This is a genomic window from Blautia intestinalis, assembly GCF_014297355.1.
GTDB classification, from domain to species: Bacteria; Bacillota; Clostridia; order Lachnospirales; family Lachnospiraceae; genus Blautia_A; species Blautia_A intestinalis.
Genome location: NZ_JACOQE010000002.1, coordinates 34,885 through 52,754, shown reverse-complemented (window position 1 = coordinate 52,754; position 17,870 = coordinate 34,885). Strand labels below are relative to the sequence as shown.

Here is a 17,870-nt window from a genome sequence, read left to right as displayed (position 1 = left end):
CAATTTTTTAATGAACTTCATGTTGACGCAATATAAATTCATCAGACAGACGCGTATAATGCTGCGTCATTCTTATTTCTGCATGTCCTGTGATTTTTCCAATCATCACAGGATTCATTCCTTTTTCTACGCACTTTGTTACATAAAAATATCTGAATAGGTGAGGATGGATATGTATAAACCCTGATTCCCGATTTTCTGACAGAGCCATCTGCTTTTCTCTTCGATTTATACAATCAGATATTCGTTTGCATTCCTGTGTTGCATATCCCGGTAAATATGTTTTTCCTGGAGATGTCGTAAAAATCAAATCTGGAAAATCTTTCAATAGTTCATTTTTTATTCCCCATTTTCTACCCCATCGCTGTTTATCTGCAAGCTGTTTTGTCTTCCATGCAGCAAATGCATTCACTGTTTCATCTGAAATAGGTACTATACGATAACTGGCCTGTTTTTTGGGTGAAGTAATCTGTGCTACCATTTTAGAACTCTCCATTTTTCTTCCTTTAGAATCATAATATTTTTTTACTTTATTAACTGTCTTATCAATATAAATACATTTTCTTTCTAGATCGACATCCTTCCACTCCAGAGCACAGGCCTCTCCAATTCGGAGTCCTGTTCTGGACAGGATATAAAACAATTCATAATATCTTGTATGTCTGCACACATCTAAAAATCGTTGAACATCCTTTTCAAGATTCTGACTTTCTTCTCTCTCGATTATTTCCTGATGTGTTCTTTCTGTCGGTGCCCGCATTCCCTCACATGGATTATACAAAACAGCTCTAACTCGATATGCCATTGAAAACATTACCTTTAATATTGTAAATGTTTGTTTGATTGTTGCCGGTGCATAACCATTTTCCTTTAGTACATATAGCGCACTCAGAATATTATTTGATTTTATATCTATAACTCTGCGGTCTCCGATTAACGGCTGGATTCTTTTAAAACCATCCCAGTAATTTCTTATAGTTGTTGCCTTTAATACCGGCACATTATATATTTCCATCCATTGCTCAAACCACTCTGTTACAGTCATGCTTATATCCCATTGTGAAGTTCCTGCCAGAGCTCGATAAGTATTTACTTTGTTTTTCAACATTTTCAGATTCCTATCATATAATGTAACTTCTTTTTTGCTTCCTCTTATATGAATCCTCCCCATGTATCTGCCATCTTTTCTCTGTGTGATTCCTCTTCCAAGTTCTTTACCATTTAAATCTTTTCCCATCTTCAGCCTCCATATATTTTTGTATATATGATAACTTACTTTTTTAGGAGTATAAAAAAGACAGAGGGTATTCCATTCATCGAACACCTTCTGTCTGTATTATAGTATCAATTTCAAATTTTTAAGTTACTAAATTTTGATTTAATGAATTATAGAATACTTCTACTATATTCATATTTAAAGCATCTTACTGTATATTGCCCTAAACCTTTCTTCTTAAAGAAATTCCGGTGGAAGATCGTTTCTTTTTTTAGTTGAACGAGTATAACTGTAAATACCCGATTTTTCATTAAATTCGTAGGATATAATAAAACGATTATCTTTAAGTGCATTTAACAATTGCTTATGCTCATTATTCGCTGAAATCCTAGGACGAGTTTTGTTGTCTAAAAGTTTACTTACTTCTTCATATCCTGCAATAATCAATGCTTCTATAGTGTGTATCTACAATTTTATTACTTGCTTGTATATACTCTGCAAATTGCTGTATTATATTCTCATCATAATCTACCAATGAAAAATCTAACTCATTTGAAATTTCATTAATAAATCTAATCAATACCTCTGTTAAAGATTGTTTGGAGAAATATTCACATATATTTTCTGCCGATTCATCTACTAAATGTCTGTTTAATAAATCATCTCTGCAGTTCGCATCCATTACCTTACTCAAATCATGTAATACCGTTTTTAATAAAGAAATGTACATTTCTTTCGTTTCTTCATTCACCTGCTCTGAATTCAGAATATAAAGAATAATCTCTTCGTCATCATCAACTCCTTCTGTAGACATACTCTTATATCATCAATATAAAGTGCCAATCCTTTCAAAAATCGATCATTTAATTTTTCTTCAACTGTCGATCCTACAAAAAATTCTTTAATCTTATTATAAGAATTCGAACTATCCAGAACAGGAACAACCGGTAAAATGTAATCAAAAAATTTCGCTCTATCTTTTGTAATAAAGATATCATCTTTGAGTAGATAAAAAAAACGAAGCACCTTTTCTTCCTCTTCATGTTGCTGCAATCTACAGTTTGTTAACATATTTATTTCTCTGAGTCTCTCAAATATCTGAACATTTTCAAAGCGATCAATATCCTCAAAAACAATTACATCTGCTTTAGAATTTTCAAATAAATAAAGAACCTCATTTAAATACTTATCAAAATATGAATTCTGTGAATCTTCAAAAATTTCTATTTCATTTCCCTGTACACTTATCTTTTTAAAAATATTCTTATTGGTCTGAATATTTAATAGGTTATATAATCCCAAGCATGCAATTACTACTATACACAACACACTCAAAACCCATCCAAAAGGAGATGCTAAAAAGAACATAAATTTTCTTAGCCACTCATAATTCCATACCGCTGAATTCATTTCGTTAATCCAAGTACAATATTTACCATAATTCAAAACAAACAACAACATACCAATAAAAGCAACTATTCCCATTGCCCAATATCCATTATAATTGGTTCCTGTAGTTCTTTTTATCCTAAAATTACTCTGAGGTATATTTTCAATCGGTATTTGCTGAATTAATTGATTTAGGATTTTCCCCTCAATAACTGTTTCACTATCCTTAATTTCTTTTTCTTCGTTATCTTTATTTTCATTTGTAAAATGAGCAAGTGAAATATGAATAAAAGTTTTTTGAGGGTATTTCTTTTTATAACTTTCCAATAAGCTGCTTTTCCCAGAACTATATGGCCCAGAAACAGCTATGTTTCGTATATCATCATTACTAAATATGAATTCGAATCCTTCTTCATAGACATTTAAATCTACATTACTGGTCGGTGTCAATTTTTGAAATCTTAAGTCACTCAATCTATCACCTCTTTAATATCGTGTTTTTAAATACTGGTCATTTTAATCTTATTCAAACGCTCCAGGTTACTCTGACCATGACATCGTATAATAAAAAACGGCGAGATGCTTATCGTAACACCCCGCCCAACATCCAATTACACAAACTTTGTACAATCAGATTCTGTTCAATCTTTTATACTGTCAACAATTCAGCATTTTTTATAATCTCTTTTATCTGTTTTTCGTCCATTTCAGCTACATCTGCGATCTGAGCAGCTGTATAACCCTTGTTGTACATTTTCATAATCATTTCCCGTTTGCCCATTTCAATTCCAGTTTCTTTAATTTTCTGGCTCAAATTACACATAATACTCACATCCTCTCTAAAATCCTTCTCCATTGGAATTGCATATTCATTTCCAATGATATCCAGTTTTTCGTTTGCTGTTAAATCCTGAGATAACAATGCTCCCAGTAATCTATGTAGTTCATATTTCGCCTCATGCTTCGGAAGTTCTTTGGCAAGTCCGATCATTACGATATTAACCAAGTTCAGTTTGCCTTTCCATGCATGGGAATTTACAATACTATCTTTCACCAGGTGAATGTGTTCCAGACTATTTTCCGGCATATTCATACAAACCCAGATGGAATAAACTCGCTTGATATCATTATAATTTGAATTTGAAAAATCTCTTTCCTTTTGTGAGGAAATCATACGGCTTACATAAAAGATTGCCCGATTCAATATATCATACCCATTTGGTTCGTCCTTTTGGGCTTCTACATTGATAATAATCTGCGACAATCCATCCCTCATCCTGACATAGAATATAATGTCAAATCGTATCATTCCCTCATGAAGTTCCGGGTTTTCAGAATTAAGACCAACCACACGAGATTCATCATTTTTAATAACAGTATTAGTAAAACCTGTTTCTATTGGAACAGTGTTAATAAATGGTTCGCCTTCAATGTAAGAAACCACATCTTTCGGATCCATCCCTGCAAATTCATCAACAGTCTTTACTAATATATGGGCCAGGATACTTTTCTGGCCAAGTAATCGTTTCGCACTTTCATCATATTGTGCGTCTTTATCTGTCGTAAGAATTGTATTTTTGATTTCTGTATTCAAAGTCTTTCTCCTTTTCTACAGCACATCTAAAACTATTCTTCGGCTATATATTTATTATACTCTAAATCTGTATTTGCAACAACATTCAAATTATTTATGTGAATTTTTTCCAAAATTTCTATAAAGTGTAGCAGTCATACCGGATTGCCTTTCCGTTTAAGGTGTAGGACGGCTTCCTGCCTGCGAGAAATTTGCTCTTCAGCGGGCGTTTTACGATGATTTTCTCCGGATTTGCCATGATCGCCGCATCAAAAAGATCTGTCTCTTCGGAGCACGGCGGCTCAAGTTTCTGGATCAGCTGAAGTTTTTTGTTGATCAGGCCGGATTTCTGTCTTGCCGGAAACATTGGATCAAGATAGATCACGTCTGCCGGATCAAGCTGCTTCGCCAGGCATTCCACGCTGTTCCCCTCGATCAGTTTCATTCGGACCGCAATATCTTTTAAAACCATATGTTTCTTTGCACGACGCAGCGCATCTTTCAGAAGTGCCGCGATCACCGGGTTTTGTTCATACAGTGTTACTTCATACCCCTGTGCCGCCAGAAGAAACGCATCTTCGCCCATGCCTGCTGTCGCATCAATTGCCCTGCGGCCGGGCTTTTCCGACTTGGCCGCGCGAACCAGCATTTCATGCTGCAGTCTGCCGTTCGTGACGCGGTGGAGCATATTTTCGAAGTCTCCCTGATAAGTCAGTCCGAAACCTGTCAGAGACACTCCCTTCGCACTGAAAAGGACCGTCAGATAATCTCCCTGTTTTTCTGCAATGCGATAGCCTGTGCGTCTGGCAAAGGCTTCCGCCATATCTCTCTGTCCGCCTTTCTCGAGGCAGATTACAATTTTATCACTCATTTTTTTCTTTCACTTTCCTGGAATAGTCCTATTTTACAATGGAACGCAAAATATTGCAATTGTGGTAGATTTTTCTTTACAAAAACAGCTCAGGACATGATATACTATGAAAAGATCAAACACATAAGCAAAGAGGGATATCTATGAAATACAGAGACGAAATACACATTGCCATGATGGCGCTTGTTTTTTCCTGCGCCATGTTTGCTATTTATGCAGTAGTACCAAAGGATGCTGTCACAGCCGCCAAAGCCCGTGCTACGGTCACTGAAGCCCCTGAGACAGCGGCCGAAGCTGAGGCGATCCGTTCCTCACAGGAAGAAGATGCTGGATTCCCGATTTATACTCAGGACAACAATTATGATTATGACGATTCTTCGGATAATTCTGACAGTTATGACCCGTCTTATGATAACAGTTCAGATACCGGCACGGATACTTCTGACACGGACAATTCCAATATCGATTCATCCACTGACAACAATTATGATGACGGTTCCGGTGATAACGTAGTTGATGAGGGCATTTCACAGCCGGGTGATTACGATTATCCTGACAGCACCGACGATGGCGGTGACGGATTCACCTATTACGAACCGGATAACACCGGCACAGATGACACCACATCCTCTGATAACGGCGACTATGCAGAAGAATAATTGCTTTCTATTAATACAAAGAAGCACGAAAGGAAAGGGACACTTTAACGTATTCCCTTTCCTTTTCTTTTACTGTCCGGCTGTAATATTGAATGGACAATTTGCGAACAATTCGTTCACCGCACATTCATACACCGCACATTTTTCACTTTTTTTGATCTTTTTAACATATTTTTTGCTGTCAGTAAACATCGGTGCCAGATAAAACCAGAGTTCTTTCATTTTAAAAAGGACATTTCTGTCTCCGGATACTTCCTGACAGTATGTATGATATACAATATCGTGAAACTTACGTATCTCCTCTTTATCAGCAGCCTTTCCGCCTCGGATCTCTCTTGCAAGAGAAGGCAACGCCAGTACACCGCGTCCCATCATAAAACAATCTACAGACGAAAAGCGTTCCTGCACTTTTGCAAAATCTTCTGCTGAGAAAATATCCCCATTGTAGCAAAGCGGATTTTTACTCTTTTGAACCGCATATTCAAAAGCTTCCAGATTCGGAACATTTTTATAAAAGTCTTTCTGAACTCTCGGATGAACGATCAGTTCTTCCAGTGGAAAGCGGTTATAAATTTCCAGTAAATCTTCAAATTCCTCCGCATCATCCATACCCAGTCGCGTCTTTATGGATATTTTTAAATCGGTATTTGCAAAAATATGATTCAGGAAACGTTCCAGTTCATCCGGCCTGTCAAGGAAACCAGCACCGCAGCCCTTCGTAACTACAGTCTTGGACGGACAACCCAGATTCAGATTGATCTCCCGATATCCGAGCCCGGCAAGCTGTGATGCCGTACGCAGAAAATCATCTGCATTTCTGGTCAGAATCTGCGGAACCGCATACATTCCATGATTATTTTCCGGATCAATATCTTTCTTTTCCCGACCGCTGAAATTCAGGTTCTGTTTTGCCCTGATAAAAGGAATGAAATATTTATCAAAACCTCCGAAACATTCATGAAGAGCTTTTCGATAAATATGATTTGTGATTCCTTCAAGCGGAGCAAGATACAGCTTCATAAATTATAAATTTCCAAGGTCTACTTTGTATTCGTCAGAACCTTCCTGATTTACTGTATAATATGCAGCACGTCTCTCAGCGTTGATGTAGATGCTGATATCTCCTGTCAATCCTTTATCTGCAACCGCTTTTTTGACTGCTTTCTCTACATCTTTCAGAGAAACATTTGTCTCAAAAATTTCGAGAGACACTTCTTTTACTCTTGTGCCTGCAGCTTTGCGTACAGTCCTGGTTGCTGTCTTTGTAGCAGTCTTAACTGTTTTTTCTGCTTTCTGAACAACTTCCGGTGCTTTGTTGACAACTTCCTTTACAACCTCTGCTGTCTTCTCAGCCGGTGCGGAAGCCTCAACTTTTTTGGCTGCTGTTTTTACAGTCTCTTTTACTTTTGCTGCTGTTTCAGCAATTGCTTCTGTTGACTTAGCTGTTGTTTTTGCACTTCTTTTTCTCATAATAATTTTCCTCCTGAGCATGTATAAATACACTACTTTCTTCTCCGTTACAGTACCACATTCCTCCAAAGCTGTCAAATCTGTCCTTATTCTTCAACAAGAGAACCCATATAATAGAAACCATGACACTCATCCAGACTGACTTTGACATACTTGCCAAGAAGATCGGCACTGCCCGGGAAATGTACAAGAAGATTATATTCGGTTCTTCCTGTAAAAATTCCTTTTTCTTTGCTTTCTTCCTCAACCAGTACTTCCTGTACAGAACCTTCAAATCTGGAAGAACGTGTACGGCCCTCCTTTTGTACCAGTGCAAGAAGACGGTTAAAACGTTCCTTTGCCACATCCTGCGGAACCTGATTTTCCATTGCGGCAGCAGGTGTGTCACTTCTCTTTGAATAAAGGAAAGTGAATGCTGTATCATAGCCACATTTTGCCACAACATCCAGAGTCTCCCTGAAATCTTCCTCTGTCTCTCCCGGGAAACCAACGATGATATCTGTAGTCAGGGAAATATCCGGGATTGCCTTGCGGATCTTTTCGACCAGATTCAGATATTTTTCCTTATCGTAGCGTCTGTTCATGATCTTCAGGATACGGCTGCTTCCGGACTGAAGCGGCAGATGAAGATGATGACAGATTTTTTTACTTTTTGCCATTGTTTCGATCAGTTCATCAGAAAGATCCTTCGGATGAGAAGTCATAAAGCGGATACGTTTCAAACCTTCCACATCTTCCAGCATTTCCAAAAGCTGTGCGAATGTAACCGGATGTTCCAGTGTTTTTCCATAAGAGTTTACGTTCTGTCCGAGAAGCATGACCTCTGAGACACCATCTGCAACCAGACGTTTTACCTCTTTTACGATTGCTTCCGGTTCACGGCTTCTCTCACGTCCGCGTACGTATGGTACAATACAGTAACTGCAGAAATTGTTGCAGCCAAACATGATATTAACACCTGATTTAAATGTATAATTACGTTCTGTCGGAAGATCTTCTACGATCTGGTCTGTTCCTTCCCAGATATTGATGATCTGCTGATCCGACTGCAGCATCTCATAGAAAAGCTCTGCAAATTTAAAGATGTTGTGTGTTCCGAATACAAGGTCTACAAATGGATAAGACTTCCTGATCTTGTCAACCACATGCTGTTCCTGCATCATACAGCCAAAAAGAATAATCTTCATATCCGGATTGCGGTCTTTCAGACTATGCAGATGGCCAAGTCTTCCGTATACTTTGAGGTTTGCATTCTCGCGGACAGTACAGGTATTGTACAAGACCACATCCGCCTCTTCATTATCCTGTCGTACATATCCGATTTCGTCCATAATTCCCGCTACGGCCTCAGACTGCTTTTCATTCATCTGGCAGCCGAATGTCGTCAGGCAATAAGTAAGCGGACGGCCTGCCGCATTGGATTTCTGTGCAGTTAATGCCTGCGCAAGTTCTATAAATGAACGCTGACGCAGAGTTTCTTCTGCGCTTGTAGTCTTTTTCTCTTTAGAGGATTCATTTGTCATTTCGTACTGACTCCTTCGTTATAATAATCATTTATAATGGTAAATTAATTAATTGCATTTTATTATCATACCGTAATTTCAGGGCTTGTGCAAGCGTTATCTCCCCTGTACCATTGATTTGTACTTCCGATTACAGCGAAAAAATATATTCCAGCGGCAGTGTATGGATTTCTCTGTATTCAATCCGTTTTTCAATGGAAGCCTCATTTTCGCAGGGCACTTCGATGCGAAACGCCGGCTGGTGACAGATTTCTGTATAAAATTGTTCCGGAGAACCGTATCCCTGTCGGCCTGCAGGTTCCACATCTTCGAGATGGAAATTCTTTTTGTCCAGCTCGGAAGCACTGCATTTTTGCAGATGTCGTGCCATGCGGTATGATTTCTGGTTCGCAGTGAATGCCTGAGACTGACGAAAATAAACGATTCGTTTGCCTGCATATCCAAAGGAAAGGAGTCCTCTGCCGGGATCATCCTGAAACAGTCTTACCAGCGCCTTCGTTTCATTTTCACTTGCAGGCTGTTGGTGGATCTGCTTTCTCCGGTAATAACCGGTAGGAAAGTTTTTCCTGAGTTCTGTTCCACGGGCATTTCCGGTAAATTCTTTGCAGGAGACTTCCTGCATACGGAGCATCTGCCGATAGATGGGATTACGTATGGCAAAAAAGTCATTTTCATAGATTTCATAGCCATCCGGATTAAGAAGCGGAACAAAACAGATTGTCCACTTTTCAAACAGATCTTTAAGATTATAGATTTCTTCAAGCTTCCATCCACATTCCCAGGCTCTTGTGTATTCTTTTATCATCTCTACCAGATAACCGGGCATATATCGGTCTGTGCCGATCATCCCGGCAATACAAAAAACTGTCTGGTTACCATTCCCGACCCATACTGCCGGGATCAGTCTTTCATCATGAGAGCTTCCGATTACCTGAAAGCGTGTAATCTTACTGTAGCGTCCTGCCGTTTCCCACATTTCGTAATAAAGTTCTTCATATGTACAGGGTGTGTTGTTTGTCTTGATCATATCTTCGTTCCTGCTATGTATGAAAAAAGTTATTTGTTCCTCTATCAGTATATGAAAAGAGACAGGTCAAAAGACCTGCCTCTTAAAAATATTTCTTATGTGAATCAGATTTCTTCTTTTTTGCGTTTGCGAACTACTACATAACCGCCTGCAAGAAGTGAAAGTGCTGCGAGTACAGACATCGTACCGATTGGGGATTCGTCGGCTGTAGATACCGCAGATTTGGATTTGGAGCCTGCATCTTTTGCAGATGCTGCTGCCGTTGCGGTCAGTTTTGCATCTGTTCCGCCAGATCCATCTCCGCTGCCATCGCCACCGGCTCCATCATTGCCACCGTTTCCATCCGTGCCATTCTGTTTTGCCCATTCTGCTGCTTCCTCATCGGTATACTCAACAGCGGTAAAGCTTGTCGTGTAATATCCTGTTACATCGGTCGGTTCCCATGTCTTGCCATTGTATACTTCCTTTGTGCAGTAAACATAAACCGTATAAGATTTGGAACCCTGTCCTTTAAGCTGAAGACCTTTGGCAGCACCAACACTCCAGCTTGTGTGTTTTTCTGCATTATCAGCCGTAGAGAATGTCCAGTATGACGGAACCCATCTCTCATCACCGCTTACATACGGTGCGCTGTCCCGTGTACCTGCACCGATTGCCGTAAAGGAAATATAACGTTTCGGGAAGAATTTAACCGGATTCTCAAAGCCTTCTACAGTACCTTCTGTTACTTTATGGGTACGTTCTGGGCGTATAGTCGCTGTAGCCTGCGGTTTTGCCGGACGGGCTTTTTTCATGGAAGAAGTACTGAGATTGATTGCTACCGCTTTAGGCTTCGTGTCACTTGAATTCTTTCTTGTAAGCACTACTAATTTGGAATCTGTCTCCGGAACGCCCTCGGCTTTTACAGTAAATTCTGTATTCGCCTTAACTGATGTAAATTTAAGGCTCTTTTTCAGTCCTGCATAGGTTGAAGTAATTGAAGCGTTGTCTGCTTTTGCATCTACAAAGAAATATGTCCATTCACAATCACCTGTAACGGAGCATTTTGCCTGTACGGTCGTATGATTGATCCATTTCTTTGAATTACTTGTATATGACAGCTTATAGTCTGTCGTCACCGGTTTATCAGGTTCCTCTTTCTTTACTTCCTTCAGAGAATAGGAAAGTCCATCAGAAACGGCGCTCAACTCATATTTTGCTGCATTTTCGTAGCTGATATTCTTTACTGCCGCAGCAAGAACATCCTTTGTCACACCTTCTCCGGCTTTGATCACTGCCAGACCATCTTTCTCTCCTTTATGGCTGAATGAAGATGTACCTGTCAGATCTCTGGTGACTACCAGCTTCGCCTCACCATCCAGAGTAATATTTTTATTTCCGTCATTTCCGGCAACACTTGCATCGCCCTCTATGGAAATGTCCTTATTGCTGTATACAGCTCCCATATCACCGAAGTTACCGGTAACAGAACCACCTACAAGAACAACGGTAGCATCTTTACTGTTGATTGCAGAACTACCTGCTGAATAGCTGTTGTCTTTCAGAGTGACACCCGGGTTCAGGCCAAACACTGCTGAATCTGAAACCTCTACGATCGCGCCTTCTGCTTCCTCTCCCTCGTCATCTGAGAATTTACCTGAAACAGTAAGTGCTGCACTGTCACTTCCATCTGCAAAAAACTGAAGCTGGCTGTTTGCTCCTTTTACAGAGAACATAGCTCCTTTGTAAGGTTCTCCCTCTGTCTTTCTTGTAATTGTCACATCTGCTGCTGTTGACTGAATATTAACTTTTTTGCCACTGATCTCAACAGTACTGTCAAGCACGATCGGCTTGCTGATCTGAATGGTCGTCGCACCCGGATTGGCTGCTTCATCATAATCTGCTACTGCCGCAACAGCCTCCTGCAAGGTCTTATAATATACTACATTTCCAGTATCATCTTTAACAGGATCTCCATTCGCATCAGCAATCACAATCCCCGTATCTTCTACAGTTTCTGTGCTCTCACCTTCCTGCGGATCCACTTCTTTATTCTCTTCCGTCTGCTCCTGTGTCTGAGCCTCTTCTGCCGGTGTCGTATCTGCTGGTGTCTCTTCCGCTGCCGGAGTCTCCTCTGCCGCGGTATTGTCTGCTGCCGGAGTCTCCTCTGCCGCGGTATTGTCTGCTGCAGGTGTATTAGTTGCTGCATCTGCTGCATCCCCGCCATCTGTTACAGGTGCTTCTGCATCACTGCTTCCTGCATCTTCGGAACCGGCATCTCCGGTGCCTTCTTCTGACATGGCCGCCATATCGCTCTCAGCGGCAAATACTGCTGCCGGAGCGCTTCCTGCTGCAAGTGCCCCTGCAAGAATTATTGCAAATAACTGTTTTCGTCTCAATTTAATGTTCCTCCATTATGAGTCTGTAAGCTGTAACTAATTATACACACGCACACTTTAAATGTCAAATCAACACATGTGCTCTTTTGTCCAATATTACCTGCGAATCTGTCCGTTTCCATAGATGATATATTTCGTGGTCGTCAGGGCAAGTAATCCCATAGGTCCTCTGGCGTGAAGCTTCTGGGTACTGATGCCGATCTCTGCACCGTAACCGAACTCAAATCCGTCGGTAAATCTCGTGGAGGCATTTACATATACTGCTGCCGCGTCCACTTCATCAAGGAATTTCTGGGCATTGGTATAATCATTGGTGATGATCGCCTCAGAGTGTCCTGTATTATAATGGTTGATATGTGCAATTGCCTCGTCTACAGAATACACCACTTTGATTGACAATATGTAATCCAGATATTCCGTTCCCCAGTCTTCTTCTGTGGCATCCACAGATCCCGGCATCAGTTCATGTGCTTCTTTATCCGCACGCATCTCCACATGCTTTTCTTTCAGTTTCTGTGCAAGTACCGGGAGAAGTTTTTCTTTTACATTGGCATGTACCAGAAGTGATTCACACGCGTTGCAGACACCGACACGCTGAGTCTTTGCGTTGAGGATGATATTCACTGCCATATCCAGATCTGCACTCTCATCTACATAAATATGACAGTTTCCCGTACCGGTCTCAATTACCGGAATCGTGCTCTGGTTCACAACCGCTTTGATCAGTCCCTTACCGCCTCTCGGAATCAGCACATCTACATACTCATTCATTTTCATGAATTCTGCCGCGGTCTCTCTGGAAGTATCTGCAATAAGCTGGATCGCATTTTCCGTAATGCCGCATGCTTTCAATGATTCACGGATGCAGTCCACGATCGCCTCATTGGAATGGATTGCATCACTGCCGCCTTTCAGGATCACCACATTGCCTGTTTTGAAACAGAGACCAAATGCATCGGCTGTCACATTCGGACGCGCCTCATAAATAATACCGACCACACCGAGCGGCACTCGCTTCTGCCCGATCAGAAGACCATTCGGACGTTTTTTCATGCCGGTGACTTCACCGATCGGATCTTCAAGTGCCACAAGCTGTCTGAGTCCCTCTGCCATACCTTCGATTCTCTCAGGGCTCAACATAAGACGATCTACCAGACCTTCCGGCATGTGGTTCTGCTTCGCATTCGCCACATCGACTGCATTCGCTTCCAGCAGCTTGTCTGTCGATGCGATAAGATGATCGGCAACCGCCGCAAGTACCTGATTCTTCTGGTCTGTCGTGATCGTGCGCATGGTATTTTCTGCTTCTTTTGCATTTATTCCAAGTTGTAACAGCATTTTATTCATTGCATGACCTCCCCGGGGCATCTGTCCCTTTATTTAAGATGATAAGCTGATTTTTCGGTAACAATGATCTCCGGCGAAATATCCGTCGGTTCTGTCGGTACTTCCGGAAGCATCTGAAATTCAAATGCCACCGCCACACGTCTGACCTGCGGATGCTTTTCCAGAAAGCGGTCGTAAAAGCCACCGCCATAGCCGACCCGGTGATTTTCTTTATCAAAAGCCACCCCCGGCATAACCATCATAGCATCTTCCCACTGAACGATCTCACCTCTTGCCGGCTCCGGAATCCCGAAGTAGCCCTTTTCAAGCTGTGCAAAATCTGTCAGTTTATAAAACACCATATCCTGACCGACTACCTTCGGTACGGCAACTTCTTTGCCATCTCTCCATGCGGCTTCGATGATAAAGTCGGTCATAACTTCATGGTTATAATCTGCATAGGCAAGAATACGCTTCGCATCCTTATATTCCGGAAGTGTGGTCACCCGATCTGCGATCATCCGGCTCCAGTCTTCAATCTGTGCATCGGTATGTGCTTTTCGCGCTGCAAAAATCTGTTTTCTAATTTGCTTTTTTTCTTCCATATTTTTCACCCAGATTTGTAACTGAACCATCTTTTTCTTTGACATCAATGTTGTTGAGCTGTGCTTTCAGATTCTGACGTACAGCCGCCAGATATTCCTGTCTGAGTTCTGCCTGTTCCTTCTTTTCTTCTTCTGTAAGGCCTACACTCTTCGCCTTATGTGCAAGCGTATTGATGCGGTCGATCTTTGTATTGTCCATCATATCGTTTTCCTCCTAGAGAAGCTTTTCTATATAGTCGATCAGATAAAATTCTTCTTTTTTGTTACCGGCAAACAGCGTGCCATATTTCCTGCCTTCGATGAGTTTGTGAATGATATGAAAATCTCTGCCGTTGGCAATGATCATATCTGCTCCTGCCGATGTTGCAATCTCGGCAGCAGTCAGTTTCGTCGCCATGCCGCCTGTTCCGACTTTACTCTTCGGTCCTTTGCCCATGCTGAGCAGGCGGTCATCCAGTTCCTCCACAGTATCAATAAACTCTGCATCCGGATTGGTATTCGGATCATCAGTGAACAGGCCGTCAATATCCGAGAGCAAAATCAGAAGATCTGCACCGATCAGTCCTGCAATTACTGCTGACAGTGTATCGTTATCACCAAAAGATTCCAGCATCTCCAGCTCATAGCTTGAAATCGAGTCATTTTCGTTGACAACCGGAATTGCCCCGAGTTCAAGAAGTTCTTCGAATGTATTTCGGGCATTTATGCGATTCAGGTTGTTGACCATTGTGTTTTTGGTCATCAAAATCTGTGCTGCCATCTGATTATATTCTGAAAAAAGTTTTTGGTAGATCATCATCAGACGTGCCTGTCCGACTGCGGAGCAGGCCTGTTTTTTCTTTAATTCCACAGGTTTCCCATGCATTCCGAACGCAGATGCGCCGACTGCCACCGCACCGGAAGTAACCAGTACGACATCTTTGCCCTGATTGTGAAGATCACTTAATTCGCGGACAAGAACTTCAAGCTTGCGAAGGTCCAGTTTGTTGGTTTCTTTGTGGATCAGAGACGAAGAGCCGACCTTGACCACGATACGTTTTTTGTCTTTCAGTAATTCACGGTAATTCATGTTATCTATTCTCCAGTATGTTAATCTGTTTATCTGGTGATTCCCAGATCTTCGAGTGCTTTTGCCTGTTTGGCTTCCATCACAGCTGCCTCATCCGGTTCCATATGGTCATATCCGAGAAGATGAAGCATACTGTGTGCAAAAAGAAAGCTGAATTCTCTTTCTGTGCTGTGTCCGTATTCTTCTGCCTGCGCATAGACTTTATCTACAGAGATCATCACATCACCAAGGATCAGTTCCTCTGTATCGAGGTCAAAATAACTGTCATCACCCTCAATAACAGAATAGTCTGCCGGTGTCTCAAACGGAATCATCGGGAAAGAAAGTACATCCGTCGGTGCTCCGATCGAACGAAATTCTGTATTGACACGCTTGATCTCCTCATTGTCTGTGATCACAAGGTTCACGCAGACATCATACGGACAATGCTCTGTTTCAAGGATGTGAGCCGCTACTTTTGATGCCAGCTTCTCATAATCTATATCAAGTTTTCGTTCTGCTTCATAATCAATCTGTATGGTCATTCTTTTTCCTCCGGACTGTCCTTGTACTTCCCGTACTGCGGGATGGTTTCTGTTTCTTTTCATAATCGTCGTATGCCTGTACGATCTGCTGTACAAGCGGATGTCTCACAACATCCTTGCTGGTAAGCTGGCAAAAACCGATGTCATCAATCTTTTTGAGTACTTTTGCAGCCACATCCAGGCCGGATACCGCATCACGCGGAAGATCTTTCTGCGAAGCATCACCGGTCACAACAACTTTTGAGCCGAAACCGATACGCGTCAGAAACATCTTCATCTGTGCCGGTGTTGTGTTCTGTGCCTCATCCAGAATGATAAAGGCATTATCCAGCGTACGGCCTCTCATATAGGCAAGTGGTGCAACTTCGATCAGTCCACGCTCCATGTTCTTTGCAAAGCTGTCTGCCCCCATGATCTGATACAGCGCATCATACAGCGGACGAAGATACGGATCTACCTTACTCTGCAGATCACCCGGCAGAAAACCAAGCTTTTCGCCGGCCTCGATCGCCGGTCGTGTCAGAATGATACGGCTGACTTCTTCATTTCGAAATGCAGTAACTGCCATCGCCATTGCAAGGTATGTTTTACCGGTTCCCGCCGGTCCTATACCGAAGACGATCATTTTTTTGCGGATCTGCTCTACGTAATCCTTCTGTCCTAAAGTCTTTGGCTTAATAGGACGTCCCTGTATCGTATTGCAGATAAAATCTTTATCTATCTCTGTAAGTACCTGATTGCGTTCTTCCATCGCAAGTGACAATCCGTAACTTACATTCTGTCTCGTAATGGTGTTGCCCTTTCCGGCAAGCCCCACCAGTTCTTCTATCAGTTTCTTTGTCTGAGTGGCACTCTGCTCTGTCCCGAGAATCTTTAACAATCCGTCTCTTGAGATCAGTGTGACATTCAGTGTCCGTTCAATCAGTTTCAGGTGTTCGTCAAACTGTCCGAACACATTTCCCTCCAGATCTGCAGGAACCTGCGTATATAGCTCAATAATGCTGTTCGCCATCCTCTGTTGTCCTTTCTGCAGGCTGCTCCGGTATTTCTACAGGAGTCTCCCTTCCGATTTTTTCTATAATTTCCAGAAAACCCTTGCTTATACAGGTCTTGTGGTCAACCTCTATTTTAACATTATTTGCAGATATTTGAACCCCTTTTTCAATTAATTTTTCCTCGTAAAGCTGCAAAGTGCTCCATGCAAGCGCGCGGACCTCTTTTTCGGTGTATTCTCTGCTCACTGTTTCGTAGTGTTTCCGGGTAATTTTGCCCACTGTAAACGGCAGCCGGAAACTGTCTGTCAGCCGGAGAATCTCCTCCTCCATGGTATTCTGCCAGTTGTTTTCGGCACTTCCTCCCAGTTCCAGATAAATATTTCCTGTTTTAAAAAAATAGTTTTTTCGTTCTTTTCCATCATATTCTTCTGCCTGATATTCCAGCGGAATTTCCCGGTAATAGGCCTTTTTTCTCTTTATATAAATATCCGCATCGGCATGAACGCCCTCGTACCTTACCACCTCCTGACTGTCGTTTTTCAGCTCCAGGCAGCCGGAAACCAGCACATCTCCGATGTGACACTCTTCACCGACATGAAGTTTCGGATATCCCGCCCGTGTGATCATCCGGACGATCACGCCATTCTGATCTGCGGTCAGATTACAGGGATTTTTTTCATCCGTCTTCACTGCCTCCGTAAAAATCCCCTCCTTGACTGTAAGCACCAGACGTGTCCCTTCTATTCTGGCCGACACCCAGGTAATGTCATTATAATTTTCTCTGATCGCCGCAGCAATGGCACTGCAGCTGATCTTACTCCGCTGCATCCCATGCACAATGCCTTCCTCTTTAAGAAAATCCAATATCTCCTGTGTACTGTTCCGCACATTTCCCGATACGTCAATTTCCCAGACGCGCCCTGATAAAACAGCTAAAAGCAGTGCACAGGCAAAGATTCCGATAAAAAAAGCCTTTCTCTTTTTACTTCGGTAAAAAAAGAAGGGCAGTCCATGTTTTTCAAGAATATGTATTTTTACACCTGTTTTTCTGCGAATCGGTGAAAGCCGGAAAAAATCTGCTATCAGCATATTTCCCTCCAGACTTTGTTCACCCGTTCGAATCAGCTTTGAAATTTTTATTTCACGGGCTTTGCAGAGATTGAGAAAACGCTCCGTCTGTTCTCCCTGAACCCGAATTCTGACAGCGCCTTTTCGAAATCCGGTCAGATCTCTCATAGCAGCCTC

At 41.9% G+C, this 17,870-nt stretch carries 18 protein-coding genes; 1 reads left to right on the top strand and 17 read right to left on the bottom strand.

All coding sequences use genetic code 11. From position 1 onward, the window contains the following. Positions 1-7: 7 nt before the first annotated feature. From H8Z79_RS04300 to H8Z79_RS04280, 5 genes are all read right to left on the bottom strand, one after another. Entirely contained in the window at positions 8-1,324 is a 1,317-nt protein-coding gene (locus H8Z79_RS04300) for a tyrosine-type recombinase/integrase (protein ID WP_147348531.1), read from the bottom strand. A gap of 319 nt (positions 1,325-1,643) precedes the next feature. Then, complete coding sequence (locus H8Z79_RS04295) at positions 1,644-2,030, bottom strand: hypothetical protein (protein ID WP_187002735.1); 387 nt, start codon at positions 2,028-2,030, stop codon at positions 1,644-1,646. Then, complete coding sequence (locus H8Z79_RS04290; RefSeq protein ID WP_187002734.1) at positions 1,979-3,079, bottom strand: YobI family P-loop NTPase; 1,101 nt, start codon at positions 3,077-3,079, stop codon at positions 1,979-1,981. Before H8Z79_RS04290 ends, H8Z79_RS04295 begins: the two co-directional genes overlap by 52 nt. 175 nt (positions 3,080-3,254) lie before the next feature. Beyond that, a complete protein-coding gene (locus tag H8Z79_RS04285; protein WP_118039449.1) occupies positions 3,255-4,199 on the bottom strand; it encodes a PD-(D/E)XK nuclease family transposase in 945 nt (314 codons plus the stop codon). A gap of 118 nt (positions 4,200-4,317) precedes the next feature. Further along, positions 4,318-5,049, bottom strand: a complete 732-nt coding sequence (locus H8Z79_RS04280) for a class I SAM-dependent methyltransferase (protein WP_118039450.1) — start codon at positions 5,047-5,049, stop codon at positions 4,318-4,320. A 143-nt stretch (positions 5,050-5,192) separates the two neighbouring features. Here H8Z79_RS04280 and H8Z79_RS04275 point away from each other — a divergent pair, with 143 nt between their 5' ends. Continuing rightward, positions 5,193-5,708 (top strand): hypothetical protein, encoded by a 516-nt coding sequence (locus H8Z79_RS04275; RefSeq protein WP_118039451.1) that lies wholly within the window; start codon positions 5,193-5,195, stop codon positions 5,706-5,708. A gap of 69 nt (positions 5,709-5,777) precedes the next feature. Here the strand turns inward: H8Z79_RS04275 and H8Z79_RS04270 are convergent, their stop codons facing one another. From H8Z79_RS04270 to H8Z79_RS04215, 12 genes are all read right to left on the bottom strand, one after another. Then, positions 5,778-6,728: a tRNA dihydrouridine synthase gene (locus H8Z79_RS04270; RefSeq protein ID WP_118039452.1), complete on the bottom strand. Its 951-nt coding sequence runs from the start codon at positions 6,726-6,728 to the stop codon at positions 5,778-5,780. A gap of 3 nt (positions 6,729-6,731) precedes the next feature. Further along, positions 6,732-7,178, bottom strand: coding sequence for a DUF6465 family protein (locus H8Z79_RS04265; protein ID WP_015542801.1), 447 nt, complete (start codon positions 7,176-7,178; stop codon positions 6,732-6,734). A gap of 86 nt (positions 7,179-7,264) precedes the next feature. Next, positions 7,265-8,701 (bottom strand): tRNA (N6-isopentenyl adenosine(37)-C2)-methylthiotransferase MiaB, encoded by a 1,437-nt coding sequence (gene miaB, locus H8Z79_RS04260; RefSeq protein ID WP_118039453.1) that lies wholly within the window; start codon positions 8,699-8,701, stop codon positions 7,265-7,267. Between the two features lie 130 nt (positions 8,702-8,831). Next, on the bottom strand, positions 8,832-9,728 hold the full coding sequence (locus H8Z79_RS04255) for a M14 family zinc carboxypeptidase (protein ID WP_015542803.1): 897 nt from the start codon (positions 9,726-9,728) through the stop codon (positions 8,832-8,834). Between the two features lie 104 nt (positions 9,729-9,832). After that, complete coding sequence (locus tag H8Z79_RS04250) at positions 9,833-12,106, bottom strand: ICP22 family protein (protein ID WP_118039454.1); 2,274 nt, start codon at positions 12,104-12,106, stop codon at positions 9,833-9,835. Positions 12,107-12,202: 96 nt separating this feature from the next. After that, entirely contained in the window at positions 12,203-13,453 is a 1,251-nt protein-coding gene (locus tag H8Z79_RS04245) for a glutamate-5-semialdehyde dehydrogenase (RefSeq protein WP_118039455.1), read from the bottom strand. 29 nt (positions 13,454-13,482) lie between these two features. After that, positions 13,483-14,037 carry a 5-formyltetrahydrofolate cyclo-ligase gene (locus tag H8Z79_RS04240; protein WP_118039456.1) on the bottom strand — a complete coding sequence of 185 codons (555 nt, stop codon included), beginning with the start codon at positions 14,035-14,037 and terminating at the stop codon, positions 13,483-13,485. Next, a complete protein-coding gene (locus H8Z79_RS04235) occupies positions 14,015-14,236 on the bottom strand; it encodes a DUF896 domain-containing protein (protein WP_118039628.1) in 222 nt (73 codons plus the stop codon). The genes H8Z79_RS04240 and H8Z79_RS04235 overlap by 23 nt, the downstream gene beginning before the upstream one ends. 15 nt (positions 14,237-14,251) lie before the next feature. Beyond that, positions 14,252-15,106 (bottom strand): glutamate 5-kinase, encoded by an 855-nt coding sequence (proB, locus tag H8Z79_RS04230; protein ID WP_118039457.1) that lies wholly within the window; start codon positions 15,104-15,106, stop codon positions 14,252-14,254. A gap of 29 nt (positions 15,107-15,135) precedes the next feature. Continuing rightward, positions 15,136-15,630 carry an rRNA maturation RNase YbeY gene (ybeY, locus tag H8Z79_RS04225; protein WP_015542808.1) on the bottom strand — a complete coding sequence of 165 codons (495 nt, stop codon included), beginning with the start codon at positions 15,628-15,630 and terminating at the stop codon, positions 15,136-15,138. Then, on the bottom strand, positions 15,614-16,642 hold the full coding sequence (locus tag H8Z79_RS04220; RefSeq protein WP_015542809.1) for a PhoH family protein: 1,029 nt from the start codon (positions 16,640-16,642) through the stop codon (positions 15,614-15,616). The genes ybeY and H8Z79_RS04220 overlap by 17 nt, the downstream gene beginning before the upstream one ends. Continuing rightward, positions 16,623-17,861 carry a sporulation protein YqfD gene (locus H8Z79_RS04215; protein ID WP_118039458.1) on the bottom strand — a complete coding sequence of 413 codons (1,239 nt, stop codon included), beginning with the start codon at positions 17,859-17,861 and terminating at the stop codon, positions 16,623-16,625. Before H8Z79_RS04215 ends, H8Z79_RS04220 begins: the two co-directional genes overlap by 20 nt. Positions 17,862-17,870: the final 9 nt, after the last annotated feature.